The organism is Streptosporangium album (genome assembly GCF_014203795.1).
Lineage (GTDB): Bacteria > Actinomycetota > Actinomycetes > Streptosporangiales > Streptosporangiaceae > Streptosporangium > Streptosporangium album.
The window spans coordinates 28,548-54,285 of sequence record NZ_JACHJU010000005.1; the positions used below are offsets into that span (position 1 = coordinate 28,548).

General features: G+C 69.7%; 20 protein-coding genes and 4 pseudogenes. 10 read left to right on the forward strand and 14 right to left on the reverse strand.

What is annotated here, in order from left to right:
• Positions 1 to 206 precede the first annotated feature (206 nt).
• From FHR32_RS36420 to FHR32_RS47465, 4 genes and pseudogenes are all read right to left on the reverse strand, one after another.
• Positions 207 to 1,156, reverse strand: a pseudogene (locus FHR32_RS36420) (TauD/TfdA family dioxygenase).
• Positions 1,153 to 6,573 (reverse strand): non-ribosomal peptide synthetase/MFS transporter, encoded by a 5,421-nt coding sequence (locus tag FHR32_RS36425; RefSeq protein ID WP_184759077.1) that lies wholly within the window; start codon positions 6,571 to 6,573, stop codon positions 1,153 to 1,155. The pseudogene FHR32_RS36420 and the gene FHR32_RS36425 overlap by 4 nt, the downstream one beginning before the upstream one ends.
• A gap of 45 nt (positions 6,574 to 6,618) precedes the next feature.
• On the reverse strand, positions 6,619 to 7,287 hold the full coding sequence (locus tag FHR32_RS47460) for a phosphopantetheine-binding protein (RefSeq protein ID WP_345005697.1): 669 nt from the start codon (positions 7,285 to 7,287) through the stop codon (positions 6,619 to 6,621).
• Positions 7,288 to 7,410: 123 nt separating this feature from the next.
• Positions 7,411 to 8,645, reverse strand: a pseudogene (locus FHR32_RS47465) (AMP-binding protein); the annotation flags it as partial.
• A 178-nt stretch (positions 8,646 to 8,823) separates the two neighbouring features.
• On the opposite strand from FHR32_RS47465, the gene FHR32_RS36440 reads away from it, so the two are divergent.
• Positions 8,824 to 9,639 (forward strand): HARBI1 family protein, encoded by an 816-nt coding sequence (locus FHR32_RS36440; protein WP_184757841.1) that lies wholly within the window; start codon positions 8,824 to 8,826, stop codon positions 9,637 to 9,639.
• Between the two features lie 110 nt (positions 9,640 to 9,749).
• Entirely contained in the window at positions 9,750 to 10,271 is a 522-nt protein-coding gene (locus FHR32_RS36445; RefSeq protein ID WP_221466727.1) for a YbhB/YbcL family Raf kinase inhibitor-like protein, read from the forward strand.
• Between the two features lie 150 nt (positions 10,272 to 10,421).
• Here the strand turns inward: FHR32_RS36445 and lysA are convergent, their stop codons facing one another.
• A complete protein-coding gene (gene lysA / locus FHR32_RS36450; protein ID WP_246468392.1) occupies positions 10,422 to 11,702 on the reverse strand; it encodes a diaminopimelate decarboxylase in 1,281 nt (426 codons plus the stop codon).
• Positions 11,703 to 11,845: 143 nt separating this feature from the next.
• Here lysA and FHR32_RS36455 point away from each other — a divergent pair, with 143 nt between their 5' ends.
• The 5 genes from FHR32_RS36455 to FHR32_RS36475 are packed head-to-tail and all read left to right on the forward strand — an operon-like array spanning position 11,846 to position 16,857.
• Positions 11,846 to 12,730 carry an ABC transporter substrate-binding protein gene (locus FHR32_RS36455; protein WP_184759081.1) on the forward strand — a complete coding sequence of 295 codons (885 nt, stop codon included), beginning with the start codon at positions 11,846 to 11,848 and terminating at the stop codon, positions 12,728 to 12,730.
• On the forward strand, positions 12,721 to 13,641 hold the full coding sequence (locus tag FHR32_RS36460; protein ID WP_184759082.1) for an amino acid ABC transporter permease: 921 nt from the start codon (positions 12,721 to 12,723) through the stop codon (positions 13,639 to 13,641). Before FHR32_RS36455 ends, FHR32_RS36460 begins: the two co-directional genes overlap by 10 nt.
• Positions 13,641 to 14,405, forward strand: a complete 765-nt coding sequence (locus FHR32_RS36465; protein WP_281391174.1) for an amino acid ABC transporter ATP-binding protein — start codon at positions 13,641 to 13,643, stop codon at positions 14,403 to 14,405. The genes FHR32_RS36460 and FHR32_RS36465 overlap by 1 nt, the downstream gene beginning before the upstream one ends.
• Positions 14,402 to 16,006 (forward strand): N-acyl-D-amino-acid deacylase family protein, encoded by a 1,605-nt coding sequence (locus FHR32_RS36470; protein WP_184759083.1) that lies wholly within the window; start codon positions 14,402 to 14,404, stop codon positions 16,004 to 16,006. Before FHR32_RS36465 ends, FHR32_RS36470 begins: the two co-directional genes overlap by 4 nt.
• A 50-nt stretch (positions 16,007 to 16,056) precedes the next feature.
• Entirely contained in the window at positions 16,057 to 16,857 is an 801-nt protein-coding gene (locus FHR32_RS36475) for a serine hydrolase (protein ID WP_184759084.1), read from the forward strand.
• Positions 16,858 to 16,870: 13 nt separating this feature from the next.
• Here FHR32_RS36475 and FHR32_RS36480 read toward each other — a convergent pair whose 3' ends face one another.
• From FHR32_RS36480 to FHR32_RS47470, 4 genes and pseudogenes are all read right to left on the reverse strand, one after another.
• Positions 16,871 to 17,782 (reverse strand): LysR family transcriptional regulator, encoded by a 912-nt coding sequence (locus FHR32_RS36480; RefSeq protein ID WP_184759085.1) that lies wholly within the window; start codon positions 17,780 to 17,782, stop codon positions 16,871 to 16,873.
• Positions 17,783 to 17,857: 75 nt separating this feature from the next.
• Positions 17,858 to 18,664, reverse strand: coding sequence for a (2Fe-2S)-binding protein (locus FHR32_RS36485; RefSeq protein ID WP_184759086.1), 807 nt, complete (start codon positions 18,662 to 18,664; stop codon positions 17,858 to 17,860).
• Positions 18,661 to 18,810, reverse strand: a complete 150-nt coding sequence (locus FHR32_RS45260) for a hypothetical protein (RefSeq protein ID WP_246468393.1) — start codon at positions 18,808 to 18,810, stop codon at positions 18,661 to 18,663. The genes FHR32_RS36485 and FHR32_RS45260 overlap by 4 nt, the downstream gene beginning before the upstream one ends.
• Before the next feature lie 128 nt (positions 18,811 to 18,938).
• Positions 18,939 to 19,304 (reverse strand): annotated as a pseudogene (locus FHR32_RS47470) (YhjD/YihY/BrkB family envelope integrity protein); the annotation flags it as partial.
• Positions 19,305 to 19,568: 264 nt separating this feature from the next.
• Between FHR32_RS47470 and FHR32_RS46350 the strand changes: the two are divergent.
• A pseudogene (locus tag FHR32_RS46350) lies at positions 19,569 to 19,685 on the forward strand (sigma factor); the annotation flags it as partial.
• Between the two features lie 434 nt (positions 19,686 to 20,119).
• On the opposite strand, the gene FHR32_RS36500 reads toward FHR32_RS46350, so the two are convergent.
• The 5 genes from FHR32_RS36500 to FHR32_RS36515 all read right to left on the reverse strand — a co-directional run bounded on the left by FHR32_RS36500 (position 20,120) and on the right by FHR32_RS36515 (position 22,547).
• Entirely contained in the window at positions 20,120 to 20,653 is a 534-nt protein-coding gene (locus FHR32_RS36500; protein ID WP_184759087.1) for a DUF3995 domain-containing protein, read from the reverse strand.
• Positions 20,640 to 21,092 carry a hypothetical protein gene (locus FHR32_RS36505; RefSeq protein WP_184759088.1) on the reverse strand — a complete coding sequence of 151 codons (453 nt, stop codon included), beginning with the start codon at positions 21,090 to 21,092 and terminating at the stop codon, positions 20,640 to 20,642. The genes FHR32_RS36500 and FHR32_RS36505 overlap by 14 nt, the downstream gene beginning before the upstream one ends.
• Positions 21,093 to 21,401: 309 nt before the next feature.
• Positions 21,402 to 21,851 carry a cupin domain-containing protein gene (locus FHR32_RS36510; protein ID WP_184759089.1) on the reverse strand — a complete coding sequence of 150 codons (450 nt, stop codon included), beginning with the start codon at positions 21,849 to 21,851 and terminating at the stop codon, positions 21,402 to 21,404.
• A 13-nt stretch (positions 21,852 to 21,864) separates the two neighbouring features.
• Positions 21,865 to 22,086, reverse strand: coding sequence for a Dyp-type peroxidase domain-containing protein (locus tag FHR32_RS47475; RefSeq protein ID WP_345006166.1), 222 nt, complete (start codon positions 22,084 to 22,086; stop codon positions 21,865 to 21,867).
• Positions 22,068 to 22,547, reverse strand: coding sequence for an alcohol dehydrogenase catalytic domain-containing protein (locus FHR32_RS36515; protein WP_221466730.1), 480 nt, complete (start codon positions 22,545 to 22,547; stop codon positions 22,068 to 22,070). The genes FHR32_RS47475 and FHR32_RS36515 overlap by 19 nt, the downstream gene beginning before the upstream one ends.
• Positions 22,548 to 23,292: 745 nt before the next feature.
• On the opposite strand from FHR32_RS36515, the gene FHR32_RS36520 reads away from it, so the two are divergent.
• The gene (locus FHR32_RS36520; RefSeq protein ID WP_376773379.1) at positions 23,293 to 24,093 is read left to right on the forward strand and encodes an HARBI1 family protein; all 801 of its coding nucleotides are present in this window, start codon (positions 23,293 to 23,295) and stop codon (positions 24,091 to 24,093) included.
• A 296-nt stretch (positions 24,094 to 24,389) separates the two neighbouring features.
• On the forward strand, positions 24,390 to 25,691 hold the full coding sequence (locus FHR32_RS36525) for an Nramp family divalent metal transporter (RefSeq protein WP_221466731.1): 1,302 nt from the start codon (positions 24,390 to 24,392) through the stop codon (positions 25,689 to 25,691).
• Positions 25,692 to 25,738: the final 47 nt, after the last annotated feature.

The window sequence follows — 25,738 nt, forward strand, 5'->3', positions numbered from 1 at the left end:
GGTGCCCGAGGTCGAGCTCGCCTTCTCCTTCGAAGATCTGGCGAGACGTGGTCGGACTCGGCCGTGACATGACCGCGCTGGCGGAGCTCGCCGGCTCGCGGGGAGTGAGCGGGCGCCGACCTGACCGGCACAGAGAACGGGAGGCACCCCGGGCCCGTGCCCGGGGTGCCTCCCGTTGTCAGAAGCGGCTTGTCAGAAGCGGCTTGTCAGGAGCGGCGGCCGAACCAGCGGCGAGCCTTGGCGGGCGTGGCCGCCTCCCCGCCGGCCGCTGCCGTGGCCCTGGCGAAGCCCGCCTGCGGCTGGACGGTCGGCTCGCAGGCGTCCAGGGGGACCGGGTCACCCATGGTCACCACGATCTTGCGGGGGCCCTTGAACGACTCGCGGGCGTGGGCGGAGAGGATGTTGTCGACGATCAGAATGTCACCCGGACGCCACGTTTCTCTCACCGTCGCCTGCCGGTAGGCCTCGTCGATGGCCTCGACGTCCTCCTTGGAGATCGGCTCGCCGTCGCCGTAGGCGGTGTTGAAGGGCAGATTCTCGTGACCGAGATCCTCCACGAACACCTCGCGGATCTCCTCATCGAGCGACCACTCGTTCCAGAAGACCGTGTGGTTGAACCAGACCTCCTCACCGGTACCGGGGTGGCGGATGGTCGCCGAGCGGCGCTGCACGGTGCGGAGCTGGTCAGCGCCCACCCACTCGTGGGCGATGTGGTTGGCCGCGCAGTAGGCGGCGACCTCTTGCGCATGTCGGTCACCGGGGTCGCGCCGCCCTCGTCGGGAGCGATCAGGCAGCCGAACATCAGCAGCCCGGGGAAGCTGAGCGCGTAACTGTTCTCGTTGTGCGGGCGGATCGTCTGCGACGGCGGCAGGTCGGTGGACGAGTAGACGTCCTTGCCGAAGTGGCTGCGCGGAGTGGCTTTCTCGACGTATCCGGCGAGCTTGGAGATCAGGGCGTCGCGTACCTCGGCGAAGTCCTCCACGCCCTTCACGGGCAGCCCCCGGAGATAGAGGGCGCCGTGCTCGTCCAGACCCGCGCGGATGGCGTCGCGGTTCTCCCGCAGCCAGTCGCAGGTCTCGCCCAGATCCCCGCCCTGGGCGTCGGCCGCGGCGGGACGGCCGTCCCTGATCTCCCAGGCGATGGTGGCGGTGTTCAAGATGCGTGGGTCCTTTCCAGCGTTTCGATGCCGATGAGGTCGTCGGGCTTCGCGTCGGGCACCTCGTCGTCGAAGCGCGCCAGGGTCCGGATCCGGAGGCCGGCGAATACCAGCAGGGCCATGCCGAGGCCGCACAGCAGGTAGAGCAGTCCGATCCCGCGCCCCGGCCCGGTGCCGATGATCGCGCCGACGGTGCTCGCGAGCGGGCCGCCGGTGGCCAGCAACGGGTCCAGGAGCGGGCCGGCGAGCGGGGCGATGACGCCGAAGCCGATCGGGACGGTAGCAGCAGCGATCATGGTGTTGACCGCGATGATCCGGCCCTGGAAGCGCTGCGGCACCTTCACCAGGATGATCGTCATGATCGTGCCGTTGATCAGAGCCAGCGCGAAGGACATGCCGAAGGCGCCGACGCCGATCAGCCAGAGGTTGGCCTGCAGGCCGGTCAGCAGGCCCGCGACCGACATCAGCATCGTCGCGGCGATCGCGCCGCGCAGCCTGCGGTGGGTCGGGCCGCCCCACAGGCTCATGACGACACCGCCGGTGACCGCGCCCGCGCCGGCCGCGACCGCGACCGCCCCGGCCGCCTGGAGCGAGGCGAAGGAGAGGACGAGCGGCGAGATCATGACGAACATGGGCGCGAGGAAGAGGTTCACCCCGGCGAAGAAGAACAGCATGCTGCGGAAGCTCCGGTGCCCCAGCGAGAACCGGAAGCCGTTCGCGATCTCCACCGAGATCGGCTCGCGGCGGCGCAGCCCCAGCGTGGTGGGGAACTTGACGAGCAGGACCACGATGACGGCGAACGCGTAGGCGGCCACCTGGATGGTCAGGATGCCCTTCAGCCCGACCGCGGCGAGCAGGCCGACCGCGATGAGCGGTACCAGGAACTGGGCGGTGCCGATCGCCAGCTGCACGATGCCGGTGGCGTGCCCGAGATAGCGTTTGGGCACCAACTGGGGGATCGACGCCTGGTAGGCGAGTCGCTGGAACGTCACGGAGACCGAGACGAAAGCTATCAGCACGTAGAGCGGGCCGACCGAGAGCCGGTCGGTCAGCAGCAGGCCGAGCATCACCGCCTGCGTCACACCCGACACCAGGTCACCGGCGATCATCACCCGCCGCCGGTCGTAGCGGTCGACCACGGCGCCCGCCAGCGGGGCCACGATGATGCCCGGGACCAGAGCGAGCAGGGCGATGAGCCCGAAGTGAGCCAGTGATCCGGTGATGGTGTAGATCCAGATCGGCACCGCGAACTCGGTGAGGGCCGACCCGGTGAGCGAGATCAGCTGCCCCAGCGCGACGGGCAGGAACCGGCGCATGCTCGGCTCGCGCTCCTGGTGCACGGCCTGCCGCTCCACGCTGTCCTGGAGCCACCAGGTGCCACCCGCCTCGCGCGAGTGCTCCCGGCGCCAGGCCTCGTCGGCGGTGTGGGTGCCCGTGAGGATCGCCGCGAGCTCGTCGGCACGGTACTTGGGGAAGAAGTGGCCCGCTTCGTCGATGACGACCAGCGACGACGAGCCGGACAGGAAGCACCACTCCTTGAAGCGCTCCTGGTAGAACTCGGTGCTCGGGTCGCGCTCGCCGACGACCGAGATGATCGGCGCCTTCAGCGGCCGCTGCTCGGTCGACAGGAGTCTGGTGAAGTGCTCCTCGGCCATCCGGCCGTCCTGGCGCATCAGCTCGACGGTGAAGGCCGCCTGCTCCTCGTCCAGCCCCGACATGTCGCCGCCGAGCGCGCGCAGCTCGGCCGCGATGGTGCGGGTGCCGTGCAGGCGGTCGTTGACCAGATCGCTGAGCGAGCCGAGGAAGCGGCCCTTGGGCTTGGCGAACGGGAAGATGCCACCCAGGTAGAGGGCGTCCAGCTCCCGTCCGGACGCCTCGATGCGCTGGGCCAGCTCCACGGCCAGCGCGCTGCCGGGGGCGCAGTGCCCGTAGACCACGATCGGGCCTCTGATGTGTTCGGCGATCTCCTCGACGCAGCGCCTCGCCACCTCCGCGTAGGGAAGCTGCTCCTCGTCACCCGGCTCGCGCCCGGGGGCGGCGACCGCGTAGAGGGAGTATCCGGCGGGCATCGCGTCGGCGAGCGTCTGGTAGACGACCGCGTTGGCGCCGCCGTACGGCACGCAGATGATGGAGCCGACGCGGTCCTTGGCCTCGATCGGGCGGGTCAGCTCGGCCAGCATCCGGCGCTGCACGACCGTGTCGCCCCGGCGCTCGGTGACGAGCTCGGCGAGCTCGGCGAGCGTGGGATGCTTGAACATCTCCAGCACGCCGATCGGCGGCTTGCTCTCGGGGAAGGCCTTGCGCATCCTCGCCACGACCTGGGTGGCCAGGAGCGAGTGACCGCCCAGGTCGAAGAAGTTGTCGCCGGTGCCGACCCTTTCGAGGTCGAGGACACCCGCCCAGATGCCGGCGATGGCCTCCTCGATCGGACCGTCCGGCGCGATGTGACCGGGCCGTTGGTCCAGACGCTCGGGCTCGGGGTCCGGCAGCGCCTTCCGGTCGACCTTGCCGTGGGCCTGGAGCGGGAAACGGTCGAGCCAGGCGAACCGGCCGGGGACCATGTACTCGGGGAGCAACTCCAGCAGGTGCGCCCGCAGCTCCGCCACCGGGCTCTCCTCCGCGCCCGGCTCCTTCTCCAGCCAGGCGATGAGGCGGTCGTCGCGCAGGTCCACGACGCCCTGGACGACCCCGGGGAGCGTGCCGAGCGCCGCCTCGACCTCGCCGAGCTCCACCCGGTAGCCGCGGATCTTCACCTGGTGGTCGGTGCGGCCGAGAAACTCCAGCCGCCCGTCGTCGAGCCTGCGGACCAGGTCGCCCGTACGGTACATCCGCGTTCCCGGCGCGCCGTACGGGTCGGCGACGAAACGCTCGGCGGTCAACGCCGGACGGCCGAGGTAGCCGCGGGCCAGGGTGTCGCCGCCGATGTAGAGCTCTCCCGCGACGCCCGGCGGGACCAGACGGAGCGCCTGGTCCAGCACGTAGACGCGGACGTCGGGCAGCGGCCGGCCGATGGGCCAGGCCGTACCGGGCGCGGGCGCGGCGGGGTCCACCCGCTCGGTGGTCACCGCGACGACCGTCTCGGTCGGGCCGTAGCTGTTGAAGATCGCGCAGCCCGCACGGGAGGCCAGGTCACGGACCCAGGCGGTCGGCGACGCCTCGCCCGCCAGGACGAGCGCGCGGCGTGGCAGCAGCCGCTCGGGCTCCACCTCCGCGCCCAGCGCGGCGAGGTGGGAGGGGGGCATCTTCAGGTAGTCGAGGTCCTGCAGGGCCTCGGCCAGCTCGGGTCCCGAGCCGCGGCGGGGCAGCTGGTGAAGGGTGCCGCCCCCGGTGAGCGGCAGATAGAACATCAGCATGCTGAAGTCGAAGGCGAGCGACTGGAGCAACCCGAAGGCGGCACCGGGCACGATGTCGTACTCCTCGCGGATGTACTCCAGGTAGGCCACGATGTGCCGGTGCTGCACACCGACGCCCTTGGGCCGCCCGGTGGTGCCGGAGGTGTAGATCACATAGGCGAGGTCACCGGGGCCCGCGAGCGGTTCCAGCGGCGTGTCGTCGCCCTCGTCCAGCCGGTCCAGCTCGACGGTCGGACCGGTGAAACCCTCGGTCCGGTCCCGCAGCGCCGAGTCGGTGACCAGCACGACGGCCGACGAGTCGGCGAGCAGGAAGTCCAGCCGGTCACGGGGCTGCTCGGGGTCGAGCGGCAGGTAGGCGCCGCCCGCCTTGAGCACCGCGAGGATCGCGACGGCGGCGTCCACGGTCCCGTCCAGGCAGATCGCGACGCGCGAGTCGGGGCCGACGCCGGAATCCCGTAGACGCCTGGCCAGCCGGTTCGCCCGGCGGTGCAGCTCGGCGAAGGTGAGCGACCGCTCCCCGGCGACGAGGGCGAGCGCGTCCGGGGTCCGTGCCGCCTGGGCCTCGGCCATCTCTCCGAGCGTGCGGTGCGCGGGCCGCCAGATGCGGGTGCCCGCCCAGGCGCCCAGCAGCGACTCGCGCTCCCCGTCGCCGAGCAGCGACACCTCCGACAGACGGCGGTCGCGGTCGGAGACGGCCTCCTGGAGGAACCGCAGCATCGAGCGTTCGATCCGCTCGATCGACGCGGGCTCGAACAGGTCGGTGCGGTAGGTGAAGAGGCCGTCCACCCCCTCGTCGGTCTCGGTGAGGTAGAGCGCGAGGTCGAACTGGGTGATCGCGAGCGGCGGATCGAACGGGCCGACGCCCAGCCCGCCGAGGAACTCCTCACGCTCCACCAGGTTGGTGAGCGTGAAGGTCGCCTGGAAGATCGCCGAGCGGCCGGGGTCCCGTTCCACACGCAGGTCGTTGACGAGCTGGTGGAAGGGATAGCCCTGGTGGGCGAGCGCGCCGAGCACGGTCTCCCTGGTGCGGAGCAGGTGCTCGGCGACGGTCGGGTCGTCACCGGTACGGCTGCGCAGGGTCACCATGTTGACGAAGGATCCGACCACGTCCTCCAGCTCGCGGTAGGGCCGTCCGGCCACCGGCGAGCCCACCGCGAAGTCGTCCTGGCCCGCGTGCCGGGCGAGCACCGCCTGGTAGGCCGAGAGCAGGGTCATGTAGAGGGTGGCGCCGTGCGCCCTGCCGAGCTCGCGCACGGCCTCGATCAGTTCGGCGTCCCAGGCGAAGGTGTGGACCGCGCCGTCGAAGCGCTGTTCGGCCGGGCGCGGATGGTCGGTCGGCAGCTCCAGGTCGGACAGCCCGGCCAGCTGCTCGCGCCAGAAGGCGACGTCGGGCTCGACGTCGGGTCCCGCCAGCCGTTCCCGCTCCCACACGGCGAAGTCGCCGAACTGGACGGTCTGCTCGGGCAGCGTCGCCGTCGTGCCCTCACGGAGCCCGCCGTACAGCCTGAGCAGCTCACCGAGCATGATCTCCAGGGACTGGCCGTCGCTCACGATGTGGTGGACGGCGAGCAGGAGCACGTGGTCGTCGGGTCCGACGCGGACCAGGACCGCCCGCAGCAGCGTGTCGGTCGCCAGGTCGAAGGGGCGGCTCAGCTCCTCGCCGACGAGCTCCGAGGCCCGCTCGGCGCCGTCCGCTTCGATGACCTTCAGCACGGCGGGCCCCGGCCCGTCGACGACGACCCTCGGCTGCCCGTCCTGGGTGGTGGGGAACCGCATCCGCAGGGCCTCATGCCTGGCGGTCAGCGCCGTCAGCGCCTCCTGCAGGAGGGCGGTGTCCAGCGGACCCGTGAGGCGCACGGTCAGCGGGATCGTGTAGGCGGTGTTCCCTGGAGCCAGCTGCTCCATGAACCACAGCCGTTCCTGCCCGCTGGACGGCGGCGGATCGGTCCCCTCAGGGCGTTGCTGAACGGTGGCGCTCGCGGCCCGGCCACGCAGTCGCTGCGACAGGAGTGCGCGTTTGTCCGCCGGGAGGGCGACGGCCCGTTCTGACAGCTGCTCGGTCATCCGAGGCTTTTCCTTCCTAGGGGATTATCGGCTCTGCTCAGGAGGTCAGGAGGTCTGTTCTTCGATGTCCGCGATCAGCAGGGCCTCGACGGCGTCGGCCAGCCTTTCGACTGTGGGGTTGGTGAAGACCGCGTCCACCGGGATCTGCAGGTCCACGGCCGCTCTGATCCGGGAGACGACCCTGATGGCCAGCAGTGAGTTGCCGCCGAGGGCGAAGAAGTCGTCGTGTACGCCGATCCGGTCCAGGCCGAGCACTTCGGTCCAGATCTCGGCGACCAGTTCCTCGGCTTCGGTGTGGGGCTCCTGTCGCGCGGTGGTGGGTTCCTGCCATGCGGGTGCGGGCAGGGCGCGCCGGTCGATCTTGCCGTTGTGGTTGAGGGGTAGTGCGTCCAGGACGACGAAGGCGGAGGGGACCATGTAGGCGGGCAGTGTCTCTTCGGCGAATCGTCGTAGCTGTGCGGTGAGGTCGGTGTTCGTGGTGGCGTCATCTGCGGGCCGGTGTGGGACCACATAGGTGACGAGGCGTTTGTCGCCGGGTTGGTCTTCTCTGACGAGGGTGGTGTTCTGGGCGAGGGCGGGGTGGCGGGCGAGGTTGGTGTCGATTTCGCCGAGTTCGATGCGGATGCCGCGGATTTTGACTTGGTCGTCGGCGCGGCCGAGGTAGTCGATGAGGCCGTTGGGGAGCCATCGGGCGAGGTCGCCGGTGCGGTACATGCGTGAGCCGGGTTCGTCGTAGGGGCAGGCGACGAAGCGTTCGGCGGTGAGGTCGGGGCGGCCGAGGTAGCCGCGGGCCAGATGGTCGCCGGCGATGTAGAGCTCGCCGGGGGCGCCTTGGGGGACGGGGCGGAGGTGTTGGTCGAGGATGTAGGCGCGGGTGTTGTCGAGGGGGCGGCCGATCGGGACGAGGGGTCCGGGTTCGGTGATGTGGTGGGCGGTGACGTAGATGGTGGTCTCGGTGGGGCCGTAGCCGTTGTGGATGTTGCCGCCCGCGAGCAGGACGCGTTCGACGGTGGCAGGAGAGGCGGCTTCGCCGGCGATCCACAGCTCCGGGATCTTCGCGAGTGCGGCGGGGGAGTCCTCCGCCAGGACGTTGAACAGGCCGGTGGTCAGGAAGATCGCGGTGACCTGTTCGTCTTTCAGTGCCCATTGGATGACGGAGGTGTCGACCACGCCGGGTGGGGCTACGACGATGGTTCCGCCGTTGAGGAGGGGGACCCATAGTTCGTACATGGAGACGTCGAAGGAGGGGCGGTGTGGAACAGGACGCGTTGCTGGTGGGGGCTGTTCCACAGGTGGTCGGCGGCGAAGGAGGCGACGTTGCGGTGGGTGACGGCGACGCCTTTGGGTTCTCCGGTGGAGCCGGAGGTGAACATCGTGTATGCCAGCCGGTGTGGGTCGATGTCCAGGTTCAGGTTCTCGGGGTCGCTTTCGGTCCCGACGACCATGGTGTGGAGGTGGTGCATCAGGTCGTGGGTGGTGTGGGTGGTGTCGGTTCCCCCGGTCTCGGCCTGGAGGTGGTGCATCAGGTCGTGGGTGGTGTGGGTGGTGTCGGTGACGATGACGGGGGCGCCGGTCTTTTCGGCGATCCAGCGCATTCTGCTCAGGGGTAGGTCGGGGTGGAGGGGGACGTAGGTGCCGCCGGCTTTGATGACCGCGAGCAGGGTGACCATCACGTCGGCTGATCGTTGCAGGAGTGCCATGACCGGGGTTTCGGGTCCGACGCCGGCGGCTGTCAGTCTGCGGGCCAGGGCGTTGGCTCGTCCGTTCAGTTCGGCGGCGGTGAGTCGGGTCTGGCCGCTGACCACCGCTTCGGCGTCTGGAGCCGCCGCCACCCTCGCCTCGAACAGTTCGGCCAGGTTGTTTCTGAAGGAAAGCGGGTTCACGGAATCTCCAGATTCAGGGCACAACAATATGATAAAAGAACCGATGAAGGCCATTCTGCTCAGCCAGGCAGAAAAGCGACATGCTGTGAACGCGGCTCGCGAAGGAGGCGGCGTCTGCGCGTGCGGGGGGCTCCGGGGCCGTTCAGGGCATCGGGAGGCTGCGGGGACGCATGTCGGTCCAGTTCGCATTGAGACGTTGTCAGCAACGGTCGATGACCGTGTGTAGCCGATCACGGCGGGCGTGGGAGTGATCAAGTAGAGAAAAGCGTGAAGCCCCTGGTAGGGGTGGGTCTTGTCGAAGGATCCACCGCACCGCACACAAGGGCTTCACGTGACCTCCAGTATCACCTACACAGCCGAGTTGGACATGCCGCGCGAGGTTGTGCTGTTTCTGGCCGGGCTGTTGCGCGCCGAGCGGGTACGGCGCCGCACCCGCGCGGGCACTCGGGCGCTGGGCGAGTTCAAGCAGGCCGTTCTGATCATCCGCTGGCTGGTGGACGGCGCTCGGATCGCCCGGCCGGCCGCCGATAACGCCATCTCGCACGCGACCTGTGATCGGTACGTCGAAGAAGGGGTCACCGTATTGAAGGCCCAGGCGCCGACGCTACAGGAGGCGCTCACGGCGGCGAAGGCCGCCGGCTACACCCACCTGCATCTGGATGGCACGCTGATCGAAACCGACCGCTGCCGCGCCCTGGGCCCGAACGGCGCCGACCTGTGGTGGAGTGGAAAACACAAGCAGCACGGCGGCAACATTCAGGTCCTGTCCAGCCCCGGCGGCGACCCGCTGTGGACTTCTGAGGTACGGCCCGGCCGTGAACACGATCTCACCTGTGCCCGCCTGCACGGCCTCCTCGACCCGCTGGCCAAGGCCGCCGAGGACGGGCTGATCACGTTGGCCGACCTCGGCTACGTCGATGCGGGTATGGGGTTTCGCCTGCCGTACAAGAGGTCTCGGGGTGGCACACTCACCGACGATCAGATCCAGTACAACAAGGTCCACGGTGCGCTCCGAGCCCTCGCCGAACGAGCGAACGCCCAGCTCAAGATGCGGTTCAAGGCACTGCGGAACGTCAGCAAGTGCCCTTGGAAGATCGGCGGTATCGTCGCCGCGGCGCTCGTCCTCTTCCACCGGGAGCAAGCTCACAAGCAGCTGTCACCCAGCGTGAACGCCGGTTGCTGACAATGACTCAGCGTCAACCCTTGACAGGGAATGGGAAAGGCATCATGATCCACTGCTGCCGGGATACCTCCCGGAGGGGATGAGTGGTTCCCGATCGACAATCCGGGGGAATGATGGCTGAGCGCGCACCGCTGCCCTACGACTACCTGCGCCAGGTTCCGGCGTTCACCGTCATAAGCGAGGATCTCGCCGACGGTGGCGTCCTGCCTGACGCGCACGTCTATGAAGCGGGCAACCTCTCCCCGCATCTGCGCTGGTCAGGTGCCCCGGAGGGGACGGAGGCCTACGCGGTCACCTGCTTCGACCCCGACGCGCCCACCGGCAGCGGCTGGTGGCACTGGTTGCTGGTCGACATCCCCGCCGAGGTGACCGAGCTGCCGCGCGGCGCCGGGAGCGGCACGATGGAGGGGCTCCCCAAGGGGGCGCTGCACGGCCGCAACGACTACGGCACCTTCGACTTCGGGGGGGCGGCGCCGCCTCCCGGGCCGCCCCACCGTTACGTCTTCGCCGTCCACGCCCTCGGCGTCGGAAGCATCGAGGTCACCCCGGACCAGACGGCCGCGGTCTTCAGCGGGACGGTCAACTACCACGCGCTGGCCCGCGCGGTGCTCACGGTCGAGTACGGAGTGTGATTCTCCGCGCCGCGCCGCCGGGCAGGGCGGTGCGGCAGCCCGGAAGTTCTCTCGCGGGCCGCCTCCCCATGCCGGCCCGCGGCACTCAGACGTAGAGCTCAGACGTAGAGCTCAGACGCAGAGCTCAGACGCAGAGCTCAGACGCAGAGCTCAGACGTAGAGACGGAGCAGGTCCTCCTCGGTCTCCCTGCGTACGATCACGCGGGCCGATCCGTCGCGGACGGCGACCACCGGCGGCCGCGTCACATGGTTGTAGTTGCTCGCCATCGATCGCTGGTAGGCGCCTGAGGCGGGCACCGCCAGCAGGTCTCCGGGCCGTACGTCGGCGGGTAGCGGCAGGTCGCGGACGAGCACGTCACCACTCTCGCAGTGCCTGCCGACCACGGTGACCTCACGGAGCGGGGCATCCGAGACGCGCGAGGCCAGAAGGCCCGTGTAGGCGGCGCCGTACATCGCGGGGCGCGGGTTGTCGCTCATCCCGCCGTCCACGCTGACGTAGGTGTTGACGCCGGGGATCTCCTTGACGGTGCCCACCTCGTAGAGGGCGACGGCGGTGGGCCCGGCGATCGAGCGGCCCGGTTCCACGGCGAGCCGCAGGCGGGCCGGCACGACCTCGCGCAGCGCCGCGACCACCTCGGCAGGGCTCGGCGGCACCGGGTCACCCGGCCGGTAGACGATGCCCAGGCCGCCGCCGAGGTCGAGTTTGGGGATCGTCACGCCGTGCTCGTGTTCGCAGGCCCGCAGGAACCCGGCCATCCGGCGGGCGGCCAGGGTGAAGCCGCCCAGGTCGGTGATCTGGGAGCCGATGTGGGAGTGCAGCCCGACCAGCTCCAGGGAAGCGGCCTCCAGGACCCGGCGGACCGCCTCGGCCGCCAGTCCGGCGGCGAGCGAGAACCCGAACTTCGAGTCGTCGCCCCCGGTGGCGATGAACTCGTGGGTGTGCGCCTCCACCCCGGGAGTCACCCGGACCATCACGCGCTGCCGTACCCCCGCCTCGGCCGCCACGGTGGTCAGGCGCTCGATCTCGGCGAAGGAGTCCACGACCACGCAGCCGACGCCCCAGGCGACGGCGCGGCGCAGCTCGGCGACCGACTTGTTGTTGCCGTGGAAGACCACCCGCCCCGGGTCCATGCCCCCGGCCATCGCCACGGCCAGCTCGCCCCCGGTGCACACGTCGAGGCAGAGCCCGGCCGCGTCCAGCCAGCGCACCACCTCGGAGCAGAGGAAGGCCTTCCCGCCGTAGTGCACCTCCCCGCCGGGAAGCGCGTCGCGCCACTCGGCGCAGCGGCTGTGGAACTCCTCCTCATCGAGCACGTAGGCGGGCGTACCGAATTCGGCGGCCAGCTCCCGCACGCCGACGCCGCCGATGCGCAGTTCCCCGCCGGTCCACGTCGTGGTGCGCGGCCAGCCGTTCTCGATCACCAGGTTCATGGGGTCGAAGGTAGAGCTTGATGGCTTTTGTCCAGTCTTAGCGTCAAAGTTTTCGAGGCTGAGACTCGCAAGCATTCACGTGCGTTGGGGCTGTTACCTCCTCCCGAAACCATGAGCTCATCATTCGCAAACCGGGAGGTTCTATGACAAAGCGCCTGTATTCGGTCCTTGCTGTCGCGCTGGCGGTCTCGGCGTTCGCCGGTGGCTGCGGGCGCTCCTCGTCGGGAACCGACGCCGGCGCGGGCGCCGCCGCCGCGCAGGGCAAGTCCGCCAAGGACCTGGTGCCCGAGGCCGTACGGAAGACGGGCGAACTCCGGATGGCGACCTCGGAGGGCTACCCGCCCATGGAGATGTACAAGCCGGGCACCCAGGACCTCACCGGCGTCGACCCGGACCTCGCCGCCGCCATCGCCGCCAAGCTCGGCCTGAAGGTGAAGATTACCAATGCGGCCTTCGACGGTCTGATCCCCGGCCTGCAGGCAGGCCGGTGGGACGTGGTGATGTCCTCGATGAGCGACACCGAGGAGCGCCGCGCGGCCGTCGACTTCGTCGACTACTTCAACGCCGGCGGCGCCATCATGGTCAAGAAGGGCAACCCCGAAGGCATCAAGACCCTCCAGGACCTGTGCGGCCGCGCCGTCGTGCTGGCCAAGGGCAGCTCGAACCTCGCGATCGGGCAGCGGCAGGACGAGAAGTGCGCCAAGAAGATGCAGATCATGCAGAGCGAGGACGCGCCGACCGGCCTGCTGAGCATCGACTCCGGACGCGCCGTCGCCACCATCGTCGACTCACCCGTCGCGGCGATGTACGCCAAGGACACCGGGAAATACGACGTGCTGCCCGAGCAGTACGACGCCGGCCCCTGGGGCATCGCGGTCGACCGCCGCAATACCGCGCTGCGCGACGCCGTGGCCAAGGCCGTGCAGGAACTGGCGGCCGACGGCGGATACAAGGCGGTCCTGGAGAAGTACGGCGTGGCGAGCAACGCGGTGCCCGAGGTGACGGTGAACACCACGCCATGGAAGTGACCAAGGACCCCGGGGCCGTCGAGGCCCCGGAGCTTCCCATCGACGCCGTCCGCCCGCCCCGGCCCGGCCGGTGGATCGTGGCCACGGCCGCCGGAGCCGTCCTCGTCTGGCTGGCGTACACGGTCATCGTCAACGAGAACCTGCACTGGGACGTCATCGCCGAATATCTGACGGACGGCAGAGTCCTCGGCGGCCTGTGGGTCACGATCCAGCTCACCGTGCTGTCGATGGTGATCGGCCTGGCACTGGGAGTCCTCGCCGCGGTGATGCAGCTGTCCGGAAGCCCCGTGCTGCGGGGCGCCTCCGGGCTCTACACCTGGTTCTTCCGCGGCACCCCGCTGCTGGTCCAGCTGATCTTCTGGTTCAACATCGGGCTGGTCTTCCCCACCTTCGGCATCGGCGTGCCGTTCGACGGCCCCAAGCTGGTCGAATGGCAGGCCAACGAGCTGATCACCCCCTTCACCGCGGCCCTGCTCGGCCTGGCGATCAACGAAGGCGCCTACATGGCCGAGATCGTCCGCGCCGGCATCCGCTCGGTGGACCCGGGCCAGCGCGAGGCGGCCGAGGCGATCGGCATGTCGCACCGGCAGGTGCTCCGCCGGGTGGTGCTGCCCCAGGCGATGCGGGTGATCATCCCACCCACCGGCAACCAGTTCATCTCGATGCTCAAGACCACCTCGATGGTCTCGGTCATCGCCGGAGCCGAGCTGCTGACCGTGTCCCAGCGCATCTATCTCGGCAACTTCGAAGTGATCGCGATGCTGATCGTCGCCTCCATCTGGTACATCGTGCTCACCACCGTCGCGAGCGTCGGCCAGCACTTCGTCGAGAAGCGGTTCGAGCGCGGACACCACGCGCTGCAGGTCAGGGTCCGCCGCAACCTGCGGCCGTTCAGCAGGGGGAACGTGTGATGGCCGAACCCATGGTGAGGATCCGCTCGGTGCGCAAGTGCTTCGGCTCCGTCGAGGTGCTCAAGGGCATCAGCCTGGACGTGCCGGAAGGCGGCGTGATCTGCGTCGTCGGCCCGTCCGGGTCCGGTAAGTCGACGCTGCTGCGCTGCGTCAACCGGCTGGAGACCATCGACTCGGGCCGCATCTGGGTGGACGGTGACCTGATCGGCTACGCCGAACAGGGAGACCGGCTCCACCACCTGAGCCCCGCCCGGCTCTGCCGCCAGCGGCAGGACATCGGCATGGTGTTCCAGCGCTTCAACCTCTTCCCGCACCGCACCGCGCTGGAGAACGTCATGGAGGGCCCGGTCGTCGTCAAGGGCGTCTCCAGGGGCGAGGCCAGGAAGAGGGCGCTGCGCCTGCTGGAGCGCGTGGGCCTGGCGGACCGCGCCGGCCACTATCCCGCCCAGCTCTCCGGAGGCCAGCAGCAGCGTGTCGCGATCGCCCGCAGCCTGGCGATGGACCCCAAGCTGATGCTCTTCGACGAGCCGACCAGCGCGCTCGACCCCGAGCTGGTCCAGGAGGTGCTCGCCGTCATGCGGGACCTCGCCGCCAGCGGCATGACGATGATGGTGGTGACTCACGAGATGGGCTTCGCACGCGAGGTCGGCGACCACCTGGTCTTCATCGACGGCGGGGTGATCGTCGAGCAGGGACACCCCCGTGACGTGCTCGCCAACCCGCGCCACGGACGCTTCCGCGCCTTCCTCGGGCAGGTCCTGTGACCCACTTCGACCTGCTGCTCCGGGGCGGCCTGGTGGTCGACGGCACCGCGGGCCCCGGCGCTTCCCGCCACGCCGACGTCGGCGTCCTCGCCGGCCGTCTCACCCTCCTGTCCCCGGGAGCCCCCGCCGTCGCGCGCGAGACCGCCGACCTGGCCGGCCTCGCCGTCACCCCCGGCTTCATCGACGTGCACACCCACTCCGACGGTGTCACCCTGATCGACGGCGAACGGGGCGGAGACCTGGTCCGGGCCGCCGTCCTGCAGGGGGTCACCACGGAGATCTGCGGGAACTGCGGTTCCAGCCTCTTCCCCGCGCAGCCGGAACGGCTGGCCGAGATGCGCGCGGAGAGCCGGATCTCCTTCGGCGGAGACGTCGGAATGTACGAGGGCTTCGCCGAGTTCGCCGCCGCGCACGCCGCCGTGCCCCGCGCCAACCACCTCACCTCCCTGGTCGGGCACGGCACGCTCCGCGCCGGGGTGATCGGCCCCGTCGACCGCGCCGCCACCCCCGGCGAGCTGGACACCATGTGCGCGCTGCTGGACCGGGCGCTGTCGGCGGGCGCGGCAGGGCTCTCGACCGGGCTCATCTACACCCCCGGCACCTACGCGGGCACCGACGAGGTCGTCGCGCTGGCGGCCGTCGCGGCCCGGCACGGCAAGCCGTACGTCACCCACCTGCGTGACGAGATGTCCCGCGTGCAGGAGGCGCTGGAGGAGGCCGTGGAGATCGCACGCAGGAGCGGCGCCCCGCTGCACGTCTCCCACCACAAGACGGCGGGCAAGTACGCCTGGGGGCGCACCGAGCGCACCCTGCCCAGGATCGCCGCCCTACGCGCCGAGGGCATGGACGTGACCTGTGACGTCTACCCCTACACCGCCGGAAGCACGGCGCTGGGCGCGATGCTCCCGCCCTGGGCCTCGGACGGCGGGGTCTCGGCGCTGACGGCGCGGCTGGCCGACCCGGACCAGCGCGATCGGATGCGCAGGGCCATCGCCGAAGGCGTCCCCGGCTGGGAGAACACCGTCGGCAACGGCGGCTGGGACCGCATCTCCATCGCCTGCGCGCCACGTCACCCCGAGACGGAGGGGCGCACGGTCGCCGAGCTGGCCGCCGAGCGCGGGCAGGACCCCCTCGACGTGGCCGCGGCCCTGCTCGTCGCCGAGCGTGGTGAGGTGACGATCATCAGCCACTCCATGATCGAGGACGATGTGCGGCGGGTACTGGCCGCGCCCTACTCGATGATCGGCTCCGACGGCGTGCCCAAGCCCGGCGGCCGTCCCCACCCCCGTTGGGCGGGGACGTTCCCCCGTGTCCTCGGGCGCTACGTCAGGGAGCTGGGCCTGCTGAGCCTGGAGACGGCGGTGCACAAGATGACCGGCATGGCCGCGGCCAGGTTCGGGCTCGCCGGACGGGGTGTGATCAGGGACGGCGCCCACGCCGACCTGGTCGTCTTCGACCCCGGCTCGATCACCGACGGCGCGACCTTCGCCGACCCGCTGGTCCCCCCGTCGGGGATCCACTCGGTGATCGTCGCCGGCGAGACCGTGGTCAGGGACGGAGCCGCGACCGGCGCCCGGCCGGGGACGGTGCTGCGCACGTGAACGACGATCCCGCGATCGGCCGTGATCGCGGCCTCTGGGAGGATGCGGCGATGACAGAACTCAACGCGCGAGGCGAGGGCGGCGCGTGCACGGTGGCCGTTTCGGTGCCGGGGCTGATCTCTCTCCACGAAGACGTCGAGCTGACCCTGGCGAGCACCGGCAAGCTGCTGCTGCTCGCCGTGGTGGCGCGGGAGATCGCCGCGGGGACGCTCGATCCCGCCGAGACCGTGGAGCTGCTGCAGGACGACCGCTGCGGTGGTTCCGGCCTCCTCGGCATCCTTTCCGGCCGCCACTGGGCCATCGGGGACCTCGCCGTGCTCACTGCGTCGGTGAGCGACAACACCGCCACCAACGCGCTGCTCCGCCGGCTCGGCCTGGACCGGGTGGCCGAGGGAGCCGCCGAACTCGGGTTCGTACGCACACGCATCCTCGACCGGATCCGCGAGCCGCGCCTGCCCGCGCACCCGCCCACGTTCGCCGTCGGTACGGCGGGCGAGCTCGCACGGTTCGCGGCGGGGCTCGACGGCCGCCGGGAGTGGGAGCGGCTCCTGCTCGGCTGGATGGCGCACAACACCGACCGGAGCCTGGTCCCCGCCCTGCTGCCGCACGAGCCGGAGGAGCGGCAGGTGCCCCTCTCCGTTCCCGCCGGGACGGTCTGGACGGCCAACAAGACCGGCACCGACACCGGGGTGCGGGCCGACGTGGGGGTGATGGTCGGCGCCGGCCGCCGGATCGGGTACGCCGTGCTGGCCAACGGCCCCGCCGGGGCCGAGCACACCCTGGTGGAGAGGGTACGGCAGGCCGGCCTGGCCATCGGCCGCCTGGCGGGCCTGCCCGACGGCCCCCGCTGAGGGCGCCGAGGCCTCAGCGAAGGGCGTTGCGGAGCTGGGCCGAGGCGTCGCGCAGGTAGTCGATGAAGGAGCGCAGCGCCGGGTTGGGGTTGGTCGGGCGGGTGGCGGCGCCGATCCTGCGGTAGAGGCGGGGCCCGTCCAACCGGCACACCTGGATGCCCGAGGCGCCCTGCGCGCCGAGGCTGGGCACCAGGGCCACCCCCAGCCCGGCCCTGACCAGGCCGAGCGTGACCTCGTAGTGGTCGCTGCGGCACCGGATCGTCGGGCTGAACCCCTCCAGCGCGCTGGCCCGTTCCAGCACCGAGACCGGCGTGTCGGTGCCGTAGGTGGTGATCCACGGTTCGTCGGCCAGGTCGGAGAGCTGTACGCGCCGCTGCTGCCCCGCCGGATGGCCCGGCGGCACGACGAGAAGCTGCGGCTCGTCGAACAGATGGGTGACCTCGACCCCCTCCGGCGGCTTCCAGGGATCGAGTGCGTGCTCGAAGACCACCAGGATGTCGAGCGCGCCGCGCTCCAGGTCCGGCAGGAGCTCGTGTGGCTGGCCGAGCACCAGGTCGAGCTCCACGGCGGGGTGCCGGGCGGTGAAGGTCGACAGCGCCAGCGGCAGCAGCCGATACCCCGCCGAGGCGAAGAACCCGATCCGCAGCTGCCCGGCGTCGGCCCTGGCCTGTGCCAGCAGATCCTTCTCCGCGGCCTCGATGATGTCGAGGACCTCCTGCGCCCTGGTCGCGAGCCGCCGCCCGGCGGCGGTCAGCCGCAGGCTCTGCGCCCCCCGCTCGACCAGGCCCACGCCGGCCTCCTCTTCCAGTCTGGAGAGCTGGTGGGACACGGCGGACGGTGAGAGCCGCAGGCTACGGGCGGCTCCCGCGATGCTCCCTGTCCTGAAGACCTCCAGGAGAACCCGGAGGCGGTGACTGCTCAACACCGTTCCAGTATCGGCGCGGGGGAGGAGCCCGAGGACCGCCGGGGGGCACGGATCCGCTCCGGCCCGCCGCGGAGATCACGCCCCCTGGCCGTGGCGGGCCTTCGGGGCCGGCAGCGCGCAGTCCCCGCACATGCCGCCGCCGGGCAGCCGATAGTAGAGGCAGCAACTGCGCCGGACGAAGGAGTGGTGGCCCGGGGCCGCCTCGGCGAGGTCGCCGGTCCCCTCCAGCACCCCGAGAGCCAGCAGCTCGCGGATGAGCGAGGCGGCCCGTGGGACGATGTCCGGCCTCTCGCACGCGATGGCCGGCAGGGTCCCGGCCAGGGCCGAGGCCGCGTTGCCCCACAGCAGCCGTGGCGCGATCTTGGTGACCTCCTGTACGGCCAGCGCCAGCGGTTCGAGTAGCCCGGTCATCACGGTGCGGTAGGCCGGCGCGGCGGCCCGGTCCGGTCCGGCGACCTCCCAGCCGGTCGGGCGGGCCGTCCACAGGGGGACCGGGCCGCTCTCGACGGGTCGCCAGTGGAGGTCCGCCGGAGCCAGGTCCACGAGCAGTCCGCGGGCGGCGACCGCGCCGACGACCGGCGACCAGAGCCGGGCGGCCAGCCCCTGGAACAGGATCGAGGCGGCGACCCGGGTCTCGCCGGTGCCCAGCCGCCGTCCGACGTGGCCGGTCCAGGCGCGCAGGGCGCCGACGTCGGTATGGAGTTCGGTGAGCGGGCGCCAGACCGGGCCGGCCCTCTCCGCGGTCTCCGTCGAGATGGCGAAGTACGGCCCGATGGCCGACACCTCGGCCATCACCCCGGTGACCTCGTCGCCCTCCGCCGGGCGGAGCGCCGGGACGCGCCCGTACTCCTCAGGAGACCCCTGGGCCGGGGGAGGGGTCATATCAGTGCCGCCGGAGAGGACGGCGTACGGCGTACGGCCAGGTCGACGATGTCACCGGTGGTGCCGGTGGCGGTGAGCGCGGCGGCGAACAGGATGAGCTGGTTGAGGATCTTGAGGAAGACGAGGAGCGCGACGGCGCCGGCCACGACCTGGTAGGCGGGATTGGACGCGGTGAGTTCGAGGTAGAACTGACCGAGTGATTTGAGGATCTCCAGGCCGACCGGAGCAGGAAGCGGCCCGGATACTCCTCGATCCGCCAGATCGCCCTGATCGCCGACCGCAGGGTGTCCATCCAGAACAGGCCGGTGATCGGCAGACCGATGAAGGCGATCACCCCTGCCGTGCTCCTGGCGTCAAGCAGGGCCCGTACGTCGAGACGGGGGAAGTTGTCGGTCAGATACAGCTGCACGGTGCTTATCACCTGCGGTCTGTTCAGGATGTGTCCGATGATCGAGAAGCCCAGCAGTCCAAGTGCGAACAGCGCGAAGAACGCATAATAGGTGAGGGCCGCCGACAGCCGTCCACCGCCCACCTGGTCGTAGCTCAGACAGGCGCGGACCAGATGGTCCAGCCAGCCGTGGCGGTGGCGGGCCCGGGTCCAGAACTCCGCGACCCGCCCGGTGAATCCCCTGACCGTCATACATCGGTCACTACCCGGAGCCGGCCGGGCTAGCGCCCGCACCGGCCGGTTAAGGAAAGTCCGTGTGACCGCCCGTCCGGGGACCTGCGACCCCAGCGAGGGTTTTGACGTGGTGATACGTGACCGGCTGTCCCTGAAGAACGGCGTGTTCTCCAGGGACAGCCGGTTCGCGGCGACGTCGAACTCCAGCGTCACCTTCGGGACTGACCAGGACAGCGGTCGCGGCGTTCCAGTTCACGCCCCAGTCGTTGCGGTTGGTGTTCCGTGCTGAATCAGGCGGCGCGGCCGGCCTTGAATGAGGCCTACCGGCTGCTGGGCTCCCTGGCCGATGCCGAGGATGTCGTACAGGAGACCTACGCCCGCTGGTACGCCATGTCCCGACAGCAGCAGGAAGGCATCGAATCCCCGTCTTCCGCTACTCCTTCGCCGAAGTGGCCGAGATCGTCGGCCGTACGCCGGCGGCCGGGTCGCGCAGATCGCGGAGGCTGCCGCCCAGGCCAGGGCGTTGGTCTGCTGCGGGTCCCCGTCCTGGCCATCGAGATCGAACTGGTCGACGAAACCGACCACCTGACCGACCGACACGAACCCGGCCACATCCGAAGGAGGAGGCCGAGCAAGCCCACACCGATTTCGCTGCCCTGCACTCAACCTGACGACACGCGCCACGCCGAAACAACCCAGGCAGAACATGGCGGAAGTGATCTCACAGTCCGGCTGCGACCCCCGCATCACCGCAGCTCAGGTGTATATCTGTTGGATTTTTCGCCGGGACTGCCGGCACCCCTGATCGGTGGCGCGGCCTGGTCGGCTAAGAGTCACCGAAAGTGCCGCCTGTTGTTGGCGAGCGAGCCGCGCCTGCCTAGCCGCCATCCGGCCGTTGCCCAGCACATCCCCCAGAGCAGGAAGAACGGCGACCACAGCAGCAGATCCCAGCGCGCCAAGGTGCGAGCCAGCGCGGCGTGCTCGACCGGCGCCGGGCGGACCCCGGTCAGCAGCAGTGCGTCGCCGACGAAGCCGAACCCCAGCCCCCCGATCGACCGGGCGATCATGAAGACCCCCAGCGTCCAGGCGATCGCGAGCAGCAGCCGGCGCGGGACGGTCACACCCCAGGGCCGCACGGTGGCCAACGCGACGATGACACCGACCACCGCGGCACCGGCCAGCAACCAGTGGCTCGCCACGAACAAGGGATCACGTGCGAGCAACATTTCGCGCAGCTGTGGAGGCAACGGGTCCTTGTCGGCCAGCGCATTGGCCCCCAGCGCCTGGGCGAGCTTCATCGATCCGTAGGCCGCGGCGCACGCCGCCGCCCCATACGCGCCCACCCGCGCCCGATCAGCCCGCGACACGTCTCGTCGCCGCCGCGTAGGACCGGATCATCTCCAGGAACAGCCCGATCACAAGGATCCCGAGGACGCCGTGGTACCACTGCCAGCCCACACCGATGCCGACGAACCCGTCCGCGATCATGATCCCCGCGCCGCCGCCGACGGCCAGTAGCATCCCGACCAGCACGAGCAGCATCAACGTTCTCGGCACCCTGCGCCCCAGCGCCGTGACCGTGGCGATGGCGACGCACGCACCCAACACGCCGGACGCGGTTGCGAGCCACTGTGCGGTGGCCGCGTCCATGAAGTAGCTTCCGGTATCGGCAGCCGACACGGGCGGGCCGCCCGGGAACCCGAGCCGGGCCTGCAGGGCGAAGGCGGCCTTCCCCGCGGCGTACCCGAGGAACAGGACCGCCAGCGCGTAAGCCGGCCAGCGTCGTGGGCGATCAGAATCAACCATGACTGCGACAGTAGAGGCCGCACACCGGGCATTACTCCCCATAGCGAGGGAGGCGCCTCCCCTGCAAGGGGGAGCGCCAGGAGCTCCCCTTGGATCGAGTCGGCGCTCGCCACAGCACCGCAGCAAGATCACTCGCGGGCGGGTCCTTGAAGGGGCCGGTTGCCTCGTGGAAGGGCCGCAATCGTGCGCGCGGGCAAGAGCACACCGATGCTTCCACCGCAAGACAGCTGCCCCCTTGGGGTCAGGTGTTGCGACCACCTTTAGAACCCAAGCGTTCAACTGGGGCCACGTTCATAGCCACTCAGTGGTCTATTCCGGGACGGTGTACTCGACCGCCGGCGCCTCGATGTATTTGTCGAGCTCAGGGAGGTTGACAACGATCGGGTCCACGCCGGACCGCACAACTGCCCAGACCGTCTCGTACTCGGCGGAGGCATTGATCTCCTGGTGAATGACATGGGCGGGGACGAACACGAAGTCACCGCGTCCCGCTTCCGCCACGTTCTCCAGCCGGTCCCCCCACCGGTACCGGGCCGTGCCGCTGATGACGTACAGGACGGTTTCCTGCTCCCCGTGATGGTGCGCTCCGGTTGCCGCGCCGGGCTTGACCGTGCTCAGGAACGCCGAAAGATGTGCTGCGTCCGGGTTCCGGGCATCGAAGGCTACTTCGCGGATCAGCCCAGGAGTCTGCGTCGTGTTTCTGTCGAGGGCTTCGCGGTGGACGACCCTGACCTGCTTGCTGAGGGGAATGTCACTCATGGTTGCCCTTTCTCTAGCGCCAAGAAGCGATCACCCATATGGAAGACCACCCCGTCCACCCGGCCGCCGCGGGCCCGGATGCGGAACAGCAGGTCACCTGGTGTGGCCACGGCACGGTGGACGCGTCCGGCCAGTTCGCGGAAGGGGGTAGTTCGACGGGGCGCGGCCCGGCGAACAGCCGGTCCCAGGCCCGCGAACCGATTCCGGTGACGCAGCTCAATCTGCCTTCCTGCACCCGGAAACCGGCAGCCCTCTGCAGGCCCGATGATGCCCAGATGCCCGGTCGGGTTGACCAGCCGGGCGCCAGGCCACCAGCCCGCCGAACACCGCGACCGTCGCGCCCGCGGTCACCTGCGCCAACTCGGTCGCATGCCACCCGGTCACGAACGCGTCGGCCAGCAACACCAGATCGTCTTCACGATCGTCGCCCGGTTCCCCGGGCACCGGGATGCAGTTGGCGTCGGCGAAGGGCACCCTCAGCAGCTCGGCCTGCGCGCCGCGGTAAGGCCCCATGCCCGCGTAACCGTACGCCGCGCCGAAGCCACCCGGGCGCACCCGCAGGCAGGCGGCCGACAGTCCCCGCGCGCAGTTGACGCACACTCCGCAGTACACGTGGGTCGGGATCACCACCCGGTCCCCGGGTTTGACCATCTCGACCGCGACCGAGCGGGTGCCGGCGAAGACGACGGCCTTCATACCGGCCGCCCATCGCTAGTGCTCATCCGTCACCCCCGTCTCTCATCCGGTGGTCGGCGGCCGCACTACACGCACCGCCCCCGCCATACGTCCAGTTTTAACCTAAGCCGACATAAATCAACACAAACGTACCCACTCGCTGACCGCCCACGCGTACTCCGGCGTAATTAGCGGGGAGATCCTGCACCTCTCCCGCGACGGACAATGGACGCCGGCCGATTCCAATGCTGCTCGCCGGGCTCGTTTCGGTCTGGTACGGGATGGCGCCTGCCGTCCGGCGCGGTGATTGTTGGACCGCGCGACGAGGTAGGGCAACTCGTGGAGGCTCGCATCAGGGGCGACCGCCCGAGCATGTTGCGCATCGTGGGACCGGCGAGCACGGCACGCCCACGACGGCCGGCTCGACTTCGGGATGACGAGCATAACGTTCCCGTTGAACGTGCCGTCAGGATTCCACCGAGGCCCGGGGGCGCGTACATGGTGCGCAAAGCCGTTCCCCAAGATGGCCACGGTCACGGCCTCGACCTGGGTCTCCAGGACCGATATGCATGCGTAGCGGATCCCCTGGCAGGTGTCGATACAGTGAACCTTTCCCGGTGATCGTCGATCACGCTGCGTAGCCCCTGGATCGTTCTCGCCTCCTGGCCCCGGACATGGGTGAAGCCCCTGCTAGAACTGGTCTTTGCGAAGAGATCAAGTTCACAGCGAGAGGCTTCACTTGCCGTCCAGTATCACCTATACCGCCGTGCTCGACGTCCGCCGGGAGACCGCGCTACACCTGTCGCACCTGCTCCAGCAGCACCGACAGATGATCGGCACGCGCAGGAACCGGCGAGCGCTGAGTTGCTTCAAGCAGGCCGTGATGGTGCTCCGGTGGTTTCTCAATGGCACCCGCATCAAGCAGCTGACCTGTGACAACCACATCGGTAGATCGACGGCCTACCGGCTGCTGCACGAGGGCATCGATGTCCTGGCGGCGCAGGCCCCGGACCTGAAGACCGCGTTGGAGAGCGCAGCCAAGGCCGGGCTGACGCATCTCAACCTGGACGGCACGCTGATCTACACCGACCGAATCTCCACCTCCGGGCCCAACGGCGCCGACCTGTACTGGTCGGGCAAGCACAAGCACCACGGCGGCAACGTTCAAGTCGTCTCCACGCCGGACGGCTGGCCGATCTGGGTGTCGGCGGTCCGGCCGGGCCGGGAGCACGACATGACCTGCGCCCGCACCCACGGCCTGCTGGAGGACCTGTCGCTCACCGCGACCGAGACCGGCCTGATCACGCTCACCGACCTGGGCTACGAGGGGGCCAGGGAGGTGTTCAGGATGCCGTTCAAGAAGCCTAAGGACGGCGAACTCACCGAGGCTCAGCGCGCTTTCAACCAGCTCATACGGGGCATCCATGGGATCGGCGAACGGGCAAACACCCTGCTCAAGACCACGTTCAAAGCCTTGCGGCGAGTCAGCCTCGACCCGAGCCGGATCACCCAAATCGCCGCCGCAGCCCTCGTCCTGCTCCAGCTGGAGCACGGACGGATCGTGTAAGGCGATCACGAACCGCAACCAGCGGTTACACGGAAAGGTTCAGTACGACAGCTTTTGCGGTAATTGTGCAGCCTCATTCGTGCTCATTTCTCAGGATGCGCAGATGATAAATTCGGATTTGTGAGAGAATTTGCCGTTTCTGGTTACGCTGCCTTCTATTTGCTCACTTGTGGGATGGCTTTCCGTGTCGGTATCCGAAGGCGCGGGTATTCGTGCCTCGAACCCTCTGGCTCTCATCTCTGGCGTACGAGCCGAATTGCAGGTTTATCGGATATCGACCTGGACGGGAAAAGCGAGTGATCGTTCGTAATACCATCGACCATGACGCCATCTCGGGCGCCTCGGCCGTTTCGGCGGACTTCAGCGCCTCGGGGGGTGAGGGCCGTCGTTCGCGGATTGCGCCGATATTGGGTCCGGCGTTCGTGGCGGCCATCGCCTACGTCGACCCAGGCAACGTCGCCACCAATCTCACGGCCGGCGCCACGCACGGATATTTGCTCGTGTGGGTGGTCGTGGTCGCCAGCCTCGTGGCCATCCTCGTCCAGTTCCAGGCCGCCAAGCTGGGGATGGCGACCGGCCAGAGTCTGCCGCGACTGTGCCGCGAGCGACTCCCGCGGTGGGGGACCCGACTCCTGTGGGCCCAGGCCGAGATCGTCGTGCTCGCGACTGACTTGGCCGAGTTCGTCGGCGCGGCGATCGGTATGCGGCTGCTGTTCGGGATGCCCGCAGCTCTCTCCGCCGCGGTGACGGCCGCGGTGTCGCTCCTGCTGCTACAACTGCGGCGGCAGGGCCGTACCCGCCGGTTCGAGTTGATGAGCGCGGCCGCACTCGTGCTGGTGGGCGCGGGCGTCGGCTATGACATCGTCGCGGTGGGCCACCAGTCGGCCGCCGGGCTCGCGGCCGGGCTCGTCCCGGGCTTTGACGGCCCGGGCTCGCTGGTCCTCGCGATGGGAATCGTCGGCGCCACGGTCATGCCGCATGCGGTCTATCTGCACTCCGCGCTGGTCCAGGGCCGCGGGATGTCGGCCGACGCCGCCCGCAGGCAGCCCGGGCTCGTACGTCGCGCACTGCGCCTCGACTGCGTGCTCGCCCTAGGCATCGCCACCGGCGTCAACGTGTCGATGATCGCCTTGGGTGCCGGGTTCGGTGCCGTGACGGGCGGGACGTGGACCGGCGACCTTATCGATGCACACTCCGAGCTGGCCGGCCGGGTCGGCGGCTTCGCCGCTCTGGCGTTCGCCGTGGCACTACTGTCTTCCGGGATCTCGTCGGCCGGGGTCGGCACGCTGGCGGGAGATGTGGTCATGCACGGATTCCTCGGCTGGCGGGTGTCCCCCCACGTGCGCAGGATCGTGACGATGGCGCCGTCCGTGCTGGCGTTGAGCATCGGCGTGCCCCTCACCGGCTTGTTGATCGCGAGCCAGGTGGTGATCTCGCTGGGGGTACCGGTGGCGTTGTTCCTCCTCGTCTGGTTCTGCCGGGACCGGGCGTTGATGGGCCCGCTCGTCAACGCCCCGCTCACCACGCGGATTGCCGGGGTGACGGGCGCGATTGTGGCCGCGCTCGGCGCCTGCCTGCCGTTCACGCTCCTTTTCTGAAGCCCCCGTTCACTTCCGAAACAGCACGGAAGTCGCTGCCAGTCGCC